Raw genomic sequence first — 13,690 nt, forward strand, 5'->3', positions numbered from 1 at the left:
CCGTTTATGCCTGGTGACCATAGCGAGTTGGAACCACCCCTTCCCATCCCGAACAGGACCGTGAAACGACTCCACGCCGATGATAGTGCGGATTACCCGTGTGAAAGTAGGTAATCGCCAGGCTCTCCCTTGAAACCCCTCAGTACGCACGTACTGGGGGGTTTTGCTTTTTGGGCGGCCGATTCGTAGTGACCGATCCGCAGCGACCGGTCCGCGGCTCGGAGTGATCAGTCGGAGGAGGGCCGAAACATCCGCATCCCGAACCTGGCCACGGCAACCGTGGCAGTGACCAGCGCACCGGCCAGCATGCCGGCTACCGCGTTGAGCAGCAGCGGTCCGAGCATTTCCAGGCTGCTTCCCACGCTTGGTACATCCGCCAGAACGCCGGTCACGAGATCCGTCAAATGATGCGCGCCGGGGAATCCGTGGACCAGGATCCCGCCGCCAACCAGGAACATCGCCACGGTACCCGCCACCGAGAGCGCCCGCATCAGCCAGGGCGCCATGCGCAGGATGCCGCGGCCCGCAGCGCGCGCCGCGGCCGATGAGCGCTGGTGCAGATAGAGTCCGGCGTCGTCCAGTTTGACGATGCCGGCCACCAGGCCATAGACACCTACCGTCATGATCAGGGCAATCGCCGTCAACACGGCAACCTGCGTCCCGAACGCGGCGCTCGAAACGGTGCCGAGGGAAATGACGATGATTTCAGCCGACAAGATGAAATCCGTACGCACTGCGCCGCGGATCTTCGACCTTTCGAGAGCGGTGGGGTCCGCCGTCTCCGGCGCCGGGCTTGCTGCTGTCTCCTGCCCGTCCTGATGCATGAAGCCGTGCGCAATCTTTTCGAAACCCTCGTAGCAGAGGAAGGCGCCGCCGGCCATCAGCAGCGGCACGATCGCCCACGGGATGACGGCACTGATGGCCAGCGCGGATGGTACCAAGATGGCCTTGTTGCGCAGGGATCCCTTCGCAACAGCCCAAACCACCGGCAACTCGCGTTCAGCGTTGACACCGCTGACCTGCTGGGCATTGAGGGCGAGATCGTCGCCGAGCACGCCCGCGGTCTTCTTGGCGGCCAATTTGCTCAAGGCCGCCACGTCGTCAAGCATGGTAGTGATGTCGTCGATCAGCAGAAGCAGGCTCGAGCCAGCCATATCCAGATCTCCCGGGTGGGTAGCGAGAAAGCAGATACGTCGCGCATTTGCCGCGCGCATGGAGCATACGGCGTCGTCAGAATACCGCTATTGCCTCGTTGAGCCAGGCAAATAACGCGAGTGCGTAGACGAAATGGGGAGGGGAGAGGGCGCCGGAATCGGCTTGCGATCGGGCCTGAGACAAATAACAGACCCACAAACAAAAACAGCGAGCTTCGCAGCTCGCTGTTTTTGCAATGCAATTCTGGGGTGGCTGATGGGACTCGAACCCACGACGACAGGAATCACAATCCTGGACTCTACCAACTGAGCTACAGCCACCGTCGTAGTCTTTCAGCTGAGTGCTGATCGACGAAAAACAAGATTATACAAACTTCATTCGCGGATGGCTAGTACTTCGCTCAAATTTTTTCGTGATGCCAGGGCGCCGTTGAATCGAGGGATACGCAACGCGATTTCACGCGGAGAGCTTGGGGAGATCTTCCAGTTCGAGCATGCGGCAGATGGCTGCCATGCTGCCGACCATGGTGCGGCGTTGCGCGCCCTGATAGATACGCACGCCCTTGGACTGGCGGAACGGGACGGGCTTGACGGGGCGGCGGGCGGAGAAGCGGTTGGCTGGCAGCATGGCTACACCTGGTAATTTGCAACAACAGTTGGCGGCACCCGCGGCGCGGGTGGCGTTGGYACAAACGGGTGCAGCTTGATGCGGGGCAGGCCCGCTCCAGCCGCACTTGTTGAATCGTCAGAAGGCGCCGGTACGAATCAGGCCGACGGCAATGCCTTCGAGCGAGAACTCTTCGCGGCCGGGCTCAACGATGATGCTGGCGAAGTCGGGGTTCTCTGCGATCAGTTCGATGGTGTCGCCCCGTCGGTTGAGGCGTTTGACAGTGACGTCGTCGCCGAGGCGGGCTACGACGATCTTGCCGTTGGCGGCTTCGCTGGCGCGTTTGACGGCGAGTAGGTCGCCGTCGAGGATGCCGGCGTCGCGCATGCTCAGGCCGCGGACGCGAAGGAGGTAGTCGGGCTGGACTTCGAATACCGAGGCATCGACCTGATACTGGCGGTCGATATGCTCGGCCGCAAGGATTGGGCTACCTGCGGCGACACGCCCGACCAGCGGCAGCGTCAGTTGCATCACGCCGGCCATGGGGAGGGAGAACTGGTCGGGCAGTTCCGAGTCGCTGCGCCATACCTTGAGGCGAATGCCGCGCGACGCGCCAGGCGTGAGTTCGATCACGCCTTTTCGTGCCAGGGCGCGCAGATGTTCTTCTGCGGCGTTGGGCGAGGAGAAGCCGAACTTGGCGGCGATCTCGGCACGGGTGGGCGGGAAGCCGGTGTGCTGGAGGGTGCTGCGAATCAGGTCGAAAATCTGCTGCTGTCGCGGTGTCAGGGTCGCCATGGTCGCCGTATGTGAAAGCACTGTATGTTTAAACAGTATGCTGTGATTTTATACAGTATCGAGTGAAGTGCAAGCGGAATTTTGGGAGGCTGCTCATCGACAGGCGCTTTGTCGCACGCCAGGCGGGTTGTGCTGGTCGCAAGTGTGGGGCGGTAAGCGAGTTACAATCCGCGGCACGCAAATCGCTGATTTCGTGTCTTTTGAATCCGGATTCCAACACGTCCCCCGCCATGTCCCTATTGCGTCGCGTCGTCGTGCTCGCCACCGGCGGCACCATCGCAGGTTCCTCCTCCAATCCGGCCAGTAGCGCCAAATACCAGGCGGCCACGGTGCCGGTGGCGTCCTTGCTTGGCGCGGTGCCGGCGCTCGGCAGTGTGGCCCGCATCGAGGCCGAGCAGGTCGCCCAGGTAGATAGCAAGGACATGTCGTTCGCGCTCTGGTCGAGGCTGGTCGAGCGCATCCGCTTCTGGTCCGCGCAACCCGACGTTGCCGGCATTGTCGTGACGCACGGCACCGACACGCTCGAAGAGACGGCGATGGTGTTGCACCTCGCTTGTCCCGTCGGGCTGCCCATCGTGCTGACCGCGGCCATGCGGCCTTCGACCTCGTTGTCGGCCGACGGGCCGCTGAACCTGCTCGACGCCGTGCGTGTGGCCAGCCACGCGCAGGCGGTGGGGAAGGGCGTGCTGCTGGTCATCAACCAGGAGATCCACGCCGCGCGCGACGTTGTGAAGGCGCACACGTCGGCAGTGAACGCCTTCGCTTCGCCAGCGGGCGGGCCGGTCGGTTATGTGCAGGATGACTTCGTGGGCTTCACGCGCGCCCCGGCGCGGTTGCCGGCCGCGGCCATGCCGATGCCGCAGGCCTGGCCCAAGGTGGAGATTCTCGCCAGCTATGCGGAGCCGGGCCGGGTGGTCGTCGACGCGCTGGTCGGGGCGGGCGTGAACGGTCTTGTCGTGGCGGCCGCGGGCAACGGCTCGATCCACCAGTCGCTGGCCGAGGCATTGGCCGAGGCGGCCGCGGCCGGCGTGGCGGTCGTGCGCAGTTCGCGCACCGGTGCGGGTCATGTGGCGATTCCGGTGGCGCCGCGGCCGGCGTCCGGTGTTTTCGTTGCGGCCGGCAACCTGAATCCTTATAAGGCACGCGTGCTCCTGCTGTTTGCCCTGGCGGGGACTCCCGCGCTGGCGTCCGATCCGGTCGCGCTGCAGGCGCTGTTCGCGGGGAGTTGAAGCGACTTGCCGAGTAAGGCGAAAGCGCGCTATACTTTAAGGCTATCCAACCTTGCCGCACCGGACATGGCGCCCGGGTGGCTTATCCAAAAGGAGCGTCAATGCGTCATTACGAAATCGTATTTATCGTCCATCCGGACCAGAGTGAACAAGTTCCGGCCATGATCGAGCGTTACAAGACGCTGGTCACGTCGCAGGAAGGCCAGATCCACCGCSTGGAAGACTGGGGCCGCCGTCAGATGGCCTACATGATCCAGAAGCTGGCCAAGGCTCACTACGTTTGCCTGAACATCGAATGCGGCAAGGAAACCCTGGCTGAACTCGAACACGCGTTCAAGTTCAACGACGCGGTGCTGCGCCACCTCATCGTTCAGACCAAGAAGGCCGAAACCGCACCGTCCCCGATGATGAAGGAAGTGCAGCGCGAAGAAGCCCGCAAGGCCGCGCAACAGACCAGCGAAGCCCCGGCCGCGTAAGTGCGGACCGTTGCGGTTGCCGCAGACGCTGAGTACGTGAGGCGTCGCGGCGGCGCGGGCGGGCATGGGTACAGGCATCGGGAAGGGAGGCAGCGTTGAACCAGTTAAGGCTCTGCGCAACCCTCGCCGAACGCGATGCCTTGCGCTACACCCCGGCAGGCGTCCCCGTCGTCAACTGCATCTTGCAGTACGCGGGCCAGACCGTCGAGGCGCAAACGCCCAGGCAGGTGGAATTTGCCATCGCCGCCATGGGAATCGGCCAGGTTGGGCAACGGCTCGAGCGTACCCCGCTCGGCGCGATGCTCGACTGCGAAGGATTCCTCGCTCGCAAGCACCGCAACAGCAAGGCTCTCGTCTTTCACATCACTGGATGTAAAGCATTCGAAAAGGATTGAATCATGGCATTCGTCAAACGTGACAACAAGAACAAGAAGCGCTTCCAACAGCAGAACCCGCTGTTCAAGCGCAAGCGCTTCTGCCGCTTCACCGTGGCTGGCGTGGAACAGATCGACTACAAGGATCTGGACACCCTGAAGGATTTCATCGGCGACAACGGCAAGATCACGCCGGCCCGCCTGACCGGTACCAAGGCTCACTATCAGCGTCAGCTCGATACGGCCATCAAGCGCGCGCGTTTCCTCGCGCTGATGCCCTACACCGACCTGCACAAGAACTGATCGGCCCTAGGTCCGTCAAGGAGAAAACACGATGCAAATCATTCTGCTGGAAAAAGTCATCAACCTGGGCAACCTGGGTGACATCGTTCGCGTGAAGGACGGCTACGCCCGTAACTTCCTGATCCCGAACAAGAAGGCCCGCCGTGCGACCCAGACCGCCATCAGCGAGTTCGAAGTCAAGCGCGCCGAGCTGGAAAAGGCCGCCGCCGAGAAGCTGGCCGCTGCGCAAGCCGAAGGCGAAAAGCTGAACGGCCTGACCGTGCAGATCACCCAGAAGTCGGGTGTGGACGGCCGCCTGTTCGGTTCGGTCACCAACGCCGACATCGCCGAAGCCCTGGAAGGCCAAGGCTTCAAGATCGAGAAGGCGCAAGTGCGCCTGCCGAACGGCCCGCTGAAGGTCGTTGGCGATCATCCGGTCAGCGTTTCGCTGCACACGGACGTGCTGGTCGATGTGACCATCGCCGTCCTGGGCGAGCACGTCTAAGACCGGATTCGATGCCACCGCGGGCCCCGCTCAGGGGCTGGCGGCGGGCATCGATTGCTGGCAACAACAAAAAAGGCAGGGGCCAAGCGCTCCTGCCTTTTTTGCTTTGGGCTTCATTGCGACAGGCTGGTCGTCCCGCCGTCACTTCATCGCGGACGATGGCTGACAGCCGCGATTTCTCCTGCGACGGGGGCCCGGCCACCGTTATAATCCCTCCCCATGAACGCGCCCGTCGCAGACCCCCAACTAGATAATCTCAAGGTTCCACCACACTCCATCGAGGCCGAGCAATCGGTACTCGGTGGCCTGTTGCTGGACAACGCCGCCTGGGACCGTATCGCCGATTTCCTGTCCGAAGCGGACTTCTATCGCTTCGATCACCGGATGATCTTCCAGAGCATCTCCCGGCTGATCGCTGCTACCAAGCCTGCCGACGTCATCACCGTCTACGAGGTGTTGCAGGGAGCCGGCAAGGCGGAGGAGGTGGGCGGACTGGCCTACCTGAATTCGCTGGCGCAGAACACGCCCAGCGCAGCCAATATCCGCCGCTATGCGGAGATCGTGCGCGAGCGCTCTGTGCTGCGCAAGCTGGTCACCGTGGCCGACGACATCGCCACCGCCGCGTTCGCGCCCAAGGGGCGCGAAGTGCGGGAACTGCTCGATGAGGCCGAATCCAAGGTCTTCGCCATCGCCGAGGAAGGCTCGCGCGGGCAGAAGGGCTTCCAGGAGATCCAGCCGCTGCTGACCCAGGTGGTGGAGCGCATCGACGAGCTGTACCACCGGGATTCCAGCACCGATGTGACCGGCGTACCGACCGGCTTTATCGACCTGGACCGCATGACCAGCGGCATGCAGGCCGGCGACCTGATCATCGTTGCGGGCCGGCCCTCGATGGGCAAGACCGCGTTCTCGCTGAACATCGGCGAGCATGTGGCGGTGGAGCAGGGCCTGCCGGTGGCGGTGTTCTCCATGGAAATGGCGGGCACGCAGCTGGCCATGCGTATGCTCGGCTCGGTGGGCCGGCTGGACCAGCACCGCCTGCGTACCGGCCGCCTGCTCGACGAAGACTGGCCGCGCCTGACGCATGCCATCCAGCGCATGAACGATGCCCAGCTGTTCATCGACGAAACCCCGGCGCTGAGCTCGATGGAGCTGCGCGCCCGGTCACGCCGGCTGGCGCGCCAGTGCGGCCAGCTCGGCCTGATCATCATCGACTACCTGCAGCTGATGTCGGGCTCGGGCGGCGGTGAAAACCGCGCCACCGAGATCTCGGAAATCTCGCGTTCGCTCAAGGGCCTGGCCAAGGAGCTCAACTGCCCCGTGATTGCGCTGTCGCAGTTGAACCGAAGCCTGGAACAGCGCCCCAACAAGCGGCCGGTGATGTCCGACTTGCGCGAATCCGGCGCTATCGAACAGGATGCCGACGTGATCCTGTTCATCTACCGCGACGAGGTCTACAACCCGGACTCGCAGGACAAGGGCACGTCGGAAATCATCATCGGCAAGCAGCGTAACGGCCCGATCGGGACCGTGCGGCTGACATTCCTGGGCCAGTTCACGAAGTTCGACAACTTCAGCGGCGGCCCCGCCTTCTTCGACAACGACAACTGAAGCCCAGGCCCGGCGCGGCTTGCCGGGCAGCCGGCGCCGCCGGGAAGGCGGATCGCCGGCGCCGCACATCAAAGAGGCGCGGCTTCGCCCCACATGCCTGTAAAATATTGCGTTTTGATGACAGCCGCCGCGAGGCGGCTGTCATTCAATGCACGACTGGCTGATCCAGCAACCCACTCAGCAACAACCAGCGGCGCTAACGCGTCGTGACAAGGAACAACCCATGTTCGGCCGATTCATGCCCACGGAGGGCAAGTTCTTCGAATACTTCAACCAGCATGCCGATTGCGCGGTGACCGCCGCCCGCGAGCTGGAAGTGCTGGTCAACGACCTGCCCAATGCCGAGGCACACGCGCGCCGCGTCCAGGCCACCGAAAAGAAGGCCGACCGCATCACGCACGACACCATCGACCTGCTGCACAAGACCTTCATCACGCCGCTGGACCGCGATGAGATCCACAAGCTCATCACCACCATGGACGACATCCTCGACCTGATGGAAGACGTGGCGGAGACCATCTCGCTGTACGACGTGACCAGCCTGACCGACGAAGCGCGCAAGCTGGCCTCGATCTGCGTGCAGTGCTGCGACCAGGTCAAGATCGCGGTCGGGCTGCTCGAAGACATGAGCAATGCCAGCGCCATCCTCAAGACGGCGCAGCAGATCGACCAGCTCGAGTCCGAGGCGGACCGCGTGATGCGCTCGGCCATGTCGAAGCTGTTCCGCGACGAGACCGACGTGAAACGGCTGATCAAGCTCAAGGCCATCTACGAGCAACTGGAAACCATCACCGACAAGTGCGAGGACGTCGCCAACATCATCGAAGGCATCGTCCTGGAAAACGCCTGAGGCACGAATCGGCATGCAGACCATWCAAATGAGCTTGTGGGTGATCGSCYTGCTGGTSGSSCTCGCSTTGCTGTTCGAYTTCATGAACGGCTTCCACGAYGCSGCCAAYTCGATYGCCACGGTGGTRTCSACGGGCGTGCTCAAGCCGCACCACGCCGTGGCCATGGCCGCCATGTGCAATGTGGTGGCCATCTTCATCTTCCACCTCAAGGTGGCGGCCACGGTGGGAACGGGCACCATCGACGTCCATATCGTCGACCACCACGTCATCTTCGGCGCATTGGTCGGCGCCATCGCCTGGAACCTGATCACCTGGTACTACGGCATTCCCTCGTCGTCGTCGCACGCGCTGATCGGCGGGCTGGTGGGCGCCGCGGTGGCCAAGGGCGGCACCAGCGCGCTGGTGGGCGGTGGCCTGGCGAAGACCGTTGCGTTCATCGTGATCTCCCCGCTGCTGGGCTTCGTGCTCGGTTCGCTGATGATGGTGATCGTGGCCTGGACTTTCTTCCGCACGCCGCCGTCCCGCGTGGACCGCTGGTTCCGCCGGCTGCAGCTGATCTCGGCCTCGCTCTATAGCCTGGGCCACGGCGGCAACGATGCGCAGAAAACCATCGGCATCATCTGGATGCTGCTGATCGCCAGCGGCCATGTGGCGCAGGGCGGCGGCGAACCGCCGGTGTGGGTCATCGTCAGTTGCTACGTGGCGATCGGCATGGGCACCATGTTCGGTGGCTGGCGCATCGTGCGCACCATGGGCCAGAAGATCACCAAGCTCAAGCCGGTGGGCGGCTTCTGCGCCGAGACCGGCGGGGCGATCACGCTGTTCATCGCTTCGGCGCTGGGCGTGCCGGTCTCCACCACCCACACCATCACCGGCGCCATCGTCGGCGTAGGTTCGGTGCAGAAGGCTTCGGCCGTGCGCTGGGGCGTGGCCGGCAATATCGTCTGGGCCTGGGTGCTGACCATTCCTGCGTCTGCCTTCATGGCGGCGATTGCATGGTGGATCGGCTTGCACGTGCTCTGAGGCGACATCCCGCTGTCGGCACTGCCCCAAAAAAACCAGGCGTCATGCCTGGTTTTTTGTTGGGCGCGGGATGCCCGGCACGCCGAACCTAGCGATTGGCGAAGGCGGCGATGGGGTCGTCGTCCCCGGCCGGCGGGGCGGCAGGAGCCTCCGGCGTCGGCAATTGCGGCTGAGGCCGCGCGGGCATCGGTGGCGGGACGGCCGCGCTGGCCACGCGCCGGGCGCCGTTGTAGCGCGACGCCCAATAGGATTTGCCCATGTCCTCCAGGCGCACGGTGCCGCCGGTGGACGGCGCGTGCACGAAGCGGTTCTGGCCGACGTAGATGCCGACGTGCGAGTTGGCGCGGCCGGTGGTGTTGAAGAACACCAGGTCGCCCGAGGCTACCTGGCCGCGATCCAGCGCCACGCCGCGCTCGCCCATTGCCTCGGTGGTGCGCGGCAGGCTGACGTTGGCGGCGCGCAGCACCACGTAGCGCACCAGGCCGCTGCAGTCGAAGCCGGAGTCGGGCGTGTTGCCGCCATAGCGGTAGGGCGTGCCGACCAGGGACATGGCCTGGATGGAGACTTCCTCGAGCCCGGCGCTGGGGTCCACCATGGGGGTGCCGCCAGGGCGGGTCTGGCCGGCGTTGCGGGTCGGCGGCGCGGAGGCGCAGGCGGCCAGCACAAGCGCGGCTGCGCACAGCAAGGGCAGGCGGGCCCGGCAGGCAACGCGCGCCGGTAATGATACGGGCCCGGGTTCGGGTGACTTGGCTGTCTGGCCTGTCTGGCGCGTTGGCATTCTTGTTCTGATCGATTGCGGGCCGGGCGCCAAGCACCGCGCAGACAGCCGCGCAACAGCCGCGAAAGCAGCCGTCCGGTGGCACCGCTTACCAGCGCAACTGCGCGTTGTACGTGCCGGTGCTCACATTGACCGACTTGGCCTGACCCTTATAAGTCGCTTCGATATTGTAGCTGCCTTGCGGGGCCTTGATCAGGCACTTCGGCCCGGCCGCCGTGAAGCTGGCAACTTCGTGGCCTTCGCGCATCATGCGCACGGCCACGTCGGCCAGGAATTCGCCGCGTTCGCCCTGGGTGAAGAGCACGCCCATATTGAAATTCTTCTGCTGCGCGGCGAGCTGCTGCTGCTCGTCCGCGGCAATGCCGCCGCACACATAGCTGACCGGCCCCATGGTGCGGATCACCATTTCGTCCGCGGCGAGGGCGGAGCCGCATGGCAGGGAAAGTGCCGCAAGGGCAAGGCCGCCGGCCAGGGCAAGCCGCGCCCTGACCTTGTTCCTGGCATGCGCCAGGCGAGGATGCTGGGTATCCATTCAAGTGCCTCCGTCGATCCAGAGCCAAGATGAAAAAGCGCCCGCCAGGCGCCGGCACGCAGGGTGCCGAACTTGGCGGGCGCTCCGGTTACCTTGATGCTAGGCCACGCCGGCAGACAATGCTGCCGGGCGCGGTCCTACACGGGAAGCGGGCTTGCCGGCTTGGTGCAACGCCTACAGGACATCCGCGGCATGGTCCGCCAGGCGCGAGCGCTCGCCGCGCGCCAGCGTGACGTGGCCGCTATGGCTCCATCCCTTGAAGCGGTCGACGACGTAGGTGAGCCCGGACGATCCTTCGGTGAGGTAGGGCGTATCGATCTGCGCGATATTGCCCAGGCAGATGATCTTGGTGCCCGGGCCCGCACGCGTCACCAGCGTCTTCATCTGCTTCGGCGTCAGGTTCTGCGCCTCGTCGATGATGACGAACTTGTTGACGAAGGTACGGCCGCGCATGAAGTTCATGCTCTTGACCTTGATGCGCGAACGGATCAGTTCCTGGGTGGCGGCGCGGCCCCATTCGCCGGCGCTGTCGTCGCTCTTCTGCAGCACCTCGAGGTTATCGTCGAATGCGCCCATCCAGGGCTGCATCTTCTCTTCCTCGGTGCCGGGCAGGAAGCCGATATCCTCGCCGACCGGCACGGTGGCGCGGGTGACGATGATCTCGTTGTAGAGCTTCTGGTCCAGCACCTGCTCCAGGCCCGCCGCCAGCGCCAGCAGGGTCTTGCCGGTGCCGGCCTGGCCCAGCAGCGTGACGAAGTCGATCTCCGGATGCATCAGCAGGTTGAGCGCGAAGTTCTGCTCGCGGTTGCGCGCGGTCACGCTCCACACATTGTTCTTGTGGTGCGTGTAGTCCTTGAGCGTCTGCAGCAGCGCGGTCTTGCCGTTGATCTCCTTGACCTGGGCGTACAGCGGCAGGCTGCCGTCGCTGGGCTCCAGGTAGACGAACTGGTTGACCAGGAACGAGGGCACCAGCGGTCCGGTCAGGCGATAGAACATCGCGCCGGACTTCGGATCCTGCCAGCTCTCCACGCCCTTGCCGTGCTTGGCCCAGAAGTCGTTGGGCAGGATCATCACGCCCGAGTAGAGCAGGTCCTTGTCCTCGAGGACCTGGTCGTTGAAGTAGTCCTCGGCGGGCAGCCCCAGGGCGCGGGCCTTGATGCGCATATTGATGTCTTTCGACACCAGCACGACCTGGCGGTCCGGAAACTGCTGCTGCAGCGCGCTGACCACGCCCAGGATCTGGTTGTCGGCCTTGCCTTGCGGCAGGCCGTCGGGCAGCTTGATCTCGTTGAGCTTGGTCTGCAGGAACAGCTTGCCCTGCGCATCGCGGTTGCCGAGCTTGGCCAGCGGCATGCCGTCGTCGAGCACGCCGTCGGTGCCCCCCACCAGCGCGTCGAGGGTACGGCTGACGGTGCGCGCGTTGCGCGCGACTTCGCTCATGCCCTTCTTGTGGTTGTCCAGCTCCTCGAGCGTCATCATCGGCAGATAGACGTCATGCTCTTCGAAGCGGAACAGCGAGGTCGGGTCGTGCATCAGCACGTTGGTGTCCAGCACGAACAGCTTGGCCGGGCCAGTGTGTTTGGGTGCGCGGCGGCTGGTGGTGCCGGCGGCGGTCTTGGCCGGGGTCTTCGGCACCGAGGCCAGGGTCGGCACGGGCGTCAGCGGCGTCGGCGCGTCCTTGTTGCGCGCTCGCGTGGTGCCGCCGATGCGGGTCTCGACGCCCGAGGCGTCTTGCGCCGTGCTGTTTCCGGTTTCCAGCAAGGCCACGCGCTCCAGCGCCGGCACAGGTTTCTTGGCCTGTGTCGCTGATCTGGCCTTGGGCAGCTTGGTCACCGGGGCGAATTCACTCGGGTCAAGCAATTGAGCAGGCTTGGCGGGCATGGTCGGCAGCGGCATGCTTGGCTTTCCTTTCAGGGGGAGAAGACGGCTGGAAAACGGCGCAGGGCACGAGTGCGGCCGCGCTGGGCCGCGAAGTTGCCGATCGTGTCCTGTGCGTACAAACAAAAAAGCCGCCAGACCTGTGCAGCAGGTTTGACGGCTTTCTTGCGGACCGGAGACACGGCAGGTCCGCTACCGGCCCGGGGCTCGAGGCGCCTGGGCCGGGACGATGAAACAGCGTGGCATCCGGATTCTGAACTCATTACGGATCAATGTATCCGAACGATTTCTGTTTTGCAATCGCTGGCAGGACCCGGGGGCCAAGGTGTTGCTGCGGCGATCCAGCCGCCGCCCCGAAGGGCGTTTGCGCTCAGAGATCCCGCACGATCTGCAGGACCTCGTCCACATGGTTGGGCACCTTGATGCCGCGCATGGCGTGGCGCAGGATGCCCTTGCCGTCGATGATGAAGGTGCTGCGCTCGATGCCGCGCACTTCCTTGCCATACATCTTTTTCATCTTGATGACATCGAACTGATTGCAGACGGCTTCGTCGCCGTCCGAGATCAGCTCGAAGGGGAGCTCCAGCTTGGCCTTGAAGTTGTCGTGCGACTTCATGCTGTCGCGCGAGATGCCGTACACCGCCGCGCCGGCCTTGACGAAGTCGTCGTGTTGGTCGCGGAAGTTCATGGCTTCGGTGGTGCAACCCGGCGTATTGTCCTTGGGGTAGAAATACAGCACCACGGTCTTGCCGCGCTGCCCGGCAAGGCGGAAAGCGCCGCCGGTGGCGGGCGCGCTGAAGTCGGATACGGCCTGGTCGAGACTGACTGTCATTCTTATGGCTCCTGGGAGGGGCAGGAAGGGGGCGGCTGCATGAGTGCTGCCACCATGGTGGCGGCAGATGGGGGCTGCCCGGCAAACTTCAAGCGTGGCGCCCGCGTAACTTGTCGTTTCGTCCCTGGGCGGGCGCATGGCGCCGGGCCGGCCTCAGGCCGGGTCTTCGAGCAGCAGCACGGCCGCCACCTTGCGGCCTTCCGCCATCAGGATGTTGTAGGTACGGCATGCGGCCTGCAGGTCCATGGCGTCGACCCCTACATGCCGGCGCGCCAGCGAGGCGGTCAGGCGCGGGTGCGGGAAGCGCAGGCGGCTGCCGGTGCCGAGCAGCACCACTTCGGGTGCGTGCTCGAGCAGCCCCTCGAAATGGGCCGGCTCGAGGTCTTCGAAGTGCCGTACCGGCCATGGCCGGACCTCGCCTTCGGGCATGACCAGCACGGAGTCCGTGTAGCGCACCATGTTGATTTCGATATAGCCGGGCCCGTAGGCGGTCACCGTATTGAGGGCATTGGGCTGGTCAGCGTGGAGTTTCAAGGGGAAACCTTTCGGGGCGGCGCCGGCGCGGGCGCGGCGGCGGGGCCGGGCCGCGCGGGGCGGGTTGAGGGCAGTGTCGGTGGCAGCGGGCGGGTACTGCAGGCCGGCCGGCAGGGCAGGCCGCGCCGCGCGCGGCGGCTGCCGGCGGCATACGCTGCAATGCAAGAATCCCTGCCGAAGTCTGTCATAATCCGATAAATTATAGCTTTTGCCTCCCTGCCTGCCACGT

General features: G+C 64.5%; 16 protein-coding genes, 1 tRNA gene and 1 rRNA gene. 9 read left to right on the top strand and 9 right to left on the bottom strand.

Features of this window, described 5'->3' with window-relative positions:
* Nucleotides 1-9: 9 nt before the first annotated feature.
* Nucleotides 10-123 (top strand): 5S ribosomal RNA (gene rrf, locus AC1DK4_RS39055).
* A 104-nt stretch (nt 124-227) separates the two neighbouring features.
* Here rrf and AC1DK4_RS39060 read toward each other — a convergent pair.
* The 4 genes from AC1DK4_RS39060 to lexA all read right to left on the bottom strand — a co-directional run bounded on the left by AC1DK4_RS39060 (nt 228) and on the right by lexA (nt 2,556).
* Nucleotides 228-1,154 (bottom strand): DUF808 domain-containing protein, encoded by a 927-nt coding sequence (locus AC1DK4_RS39060; protein WP_441613327.1) that lies wholly within the window; start codon nt 1,152-1,154, stop codon nt 228-230.
* A gap of 245 nt (nt 1,155-1,399) precedes the next feature.
* A tRNA-His gene (locus AC1DK4_RS39065) sits at nt 1,400-1,475 on the bottom strand.
* Nucleotides 1,476-1,611: 136 nt separating this feature from the next.
* A complete protein-coding gene (locus AC1DK4_RS39070) occupies nt 1,612-1,782 on the bottom strand; it encodes a hypothetical protein (RefSeq protein ID WP_441613328.1) in 171 nt (56 codons plus the stop codon).
* Nucleotides 1,783-1,899: 117 nt separating this feature from the next.
* The gene (gene lexA / locus AC1DK4_RS39075; RefSeq protein ID WP_441613330.1) at nt 1,900-2,556 is read right to left on the bottom strand and encodes a transcriptional repressor LexA; all 657 of its coding nucleotides are present in this window, start codon (nt 2,554-2,556) and stop codon (nt 1,900-1,902) included.
* Nucleotides 2,557-2,786: 230 nt separating this feature from the next.
* Between lexA and AC1DK4_RS39080 the strand changes: the two genes are divergently transcribed.
* The 8 genes from AC1DK4_RS39080 to AC1DK4_RS39115 all read left to right on the top strand — a co-directional run bounded on the left by AC1DK4_RS39080 (nt 2,787) and on the right by AC1DK4_RS39115 (nt 8,907).
* On the top strand, nt 2,787-3,785 hold the full coding sequence (locus tag AC1DK4_RS39080) for an asparaginase (protein WP_441613331.1): 999 nt from the start codon (nt 2,787-2,789) through the stop codon (nt 3,783-3,785).
* Between the two features lie 101 nt (nt 3,786-3,886).
* Nucleotides 3,887-4,261 (top strand): 30S ribosomal protein S6, encoded by a 375-nt coding sequence (rpsF, locus tag AC1DK4_RS39085; protein ID WP_477132201.1) that lies wholly within the window; start codon nt 3,887-3,889, stop codon nt 4,259-4,261.
* Between the two features lie 95 nt (nt 4,262-4,356).
* On the top strand, nt 4,357-4,656 hold the full coding sequence (gene priB, locus AC1DK4_RS39090; protein ID WP_441613333.1) for a primosomal replication protein N: 300 nt from the start codon (nt 4,357-4,359) through the stop codon (nt 4,654-4,656).
* Between the two features lie 3 nt (nt 4,657-4,659).
* Complete coding sequence (gene rpsR / locus AC1DK4_RS39095) at nt 4,660-4,938, top strand: 30S ribosomal protein S18 (RefSeq protein ID WP_006163606.1); 279 nt, start codon at nt 4,660-4,662, stop codon at nt 4,936-4,938.
* A gap of 31 nt (nt 4,939-4,969) precedes the next feature.
* Nucleotides 4,970-5,422: a 50S ribosomal protein L9 gene (gene rplI / locus AC1DK4_RS39100; protein ID WP_441613334.1), complete on the top strand. Its 453-nt coding sequence runs from the start codon at nt 4,970-4,972 to the stop codon at nt 5,420-5,422.
* Nucleotides 5,423-5,641: 219 nt separating this feature from the next.
* A complete protein-coding gene (locus AC1DK4_RS39105; RefSeq protein ID WP_441613335.1) occupies nt 5,642-7,033 on the top strand; it encodes a replicative DNA helicase in 1,392 nt (463 codons plus the stop codon).
* 223 nt (nt 7,034-7,256) lie between these two features.
* The gene (locus AC1DK4_RS39110; protein WP_441613336.1) at nt 7,257-7,883 is read left to right on the top strand and encodes a DUF47 domain-containing protein; all 627 of its coding nucleotides are present in this window, start codon (nt 7,257-7,259) and stop codon (nt 7,881-7,883) included.
* 13 nt (nt 7,884-7,896) lie between these two features.
* On the top strand, nt 7,897-8,907 hold the full coding sequence (locus tag AC1DK4_RS39115) for an inorganic phosphate transporter (protein WP_477132202.1): 1,011 nt from the start codon (nt 7,897-7,899) through the stop codon (nt 8,905-8,907).
* A gap of 88 nt (nt 8,908-8,995) precedes the next feature.
* Here AC1DK4_RS39115 and AC1DK4_RS39120 read toward each other — a convergent pair whose 3' ends face one another.
* From AC1DK4_RS39120 to AC1DK4_RS39140, 5 genes are all read right to left on the bottom strand, one after another.
* A complete protein-coding gene (locus AC1DK4_RS39120; RefSeq protein ID WP_441613339.1) occupies nt 8,996-9,685 on the bottom strand; it encodes a C40 family peptidase in 690 nt (229 codons plus the stop codon).
* 88 nt (nt 9,686-9,773) lie between these two features.
* On the bottom strand, nt 9,774-10,217 hold the full coding sequence (locus AC1DK4_RS39125) for a hypothetical protein (protein ID WP_441613340.1): 444 nt from the start codon (nt 10,215-10,217) through the stop codon (nt 9,774-9,776).
* A 174-nt stretch (nt 10,218-10,391) separates the two neighbouring features.
* Nucleotides 10,392-12,113: a PhoH family protein gene (locus tag AC1DK4_RS39130; protein WP_441643512.1), complete on the bottom strand. Its 1,722-nt coding sequence runs from the start codon at nt 12,111-12,113 to the stop codon at nt 10,392-10,394.
* A gap of 352 nt (nt 12,114-12,465) precedes the next feature.
* Nucleotides 12,466-12,927 carry a peroxiredoxin gene (locus tag AC1DK4_RS39135; protein WP_441613342.1) on the bottom strand — a complete coding sequence of 154 codons (462 nt, stop codon included), beginning with the start codon at nt 12,925-12,927 and terminating at the stop codon, nt 12,466-12,468.
* Nucleotides 12,928-13,080: 153 nt separating this feature from the next.
* Nucleotides 13,081-13,461 (bottom strand): Mth938-like domain-containing protein, encoded by a 381-nt coding sequence (locus AC1DK4_RS39140; protein ID WP_441613343.1) that lies wholly within the window; start codon nt 13,459-13,461, stop codon nt 13,081-13,083.
* Between the last annotated feature and the right edge of the window lie 229 nt (nt 13,462-13,690).

Source organism: Cupriavidus sp. 05N38 (assembly GCF_056397345.1).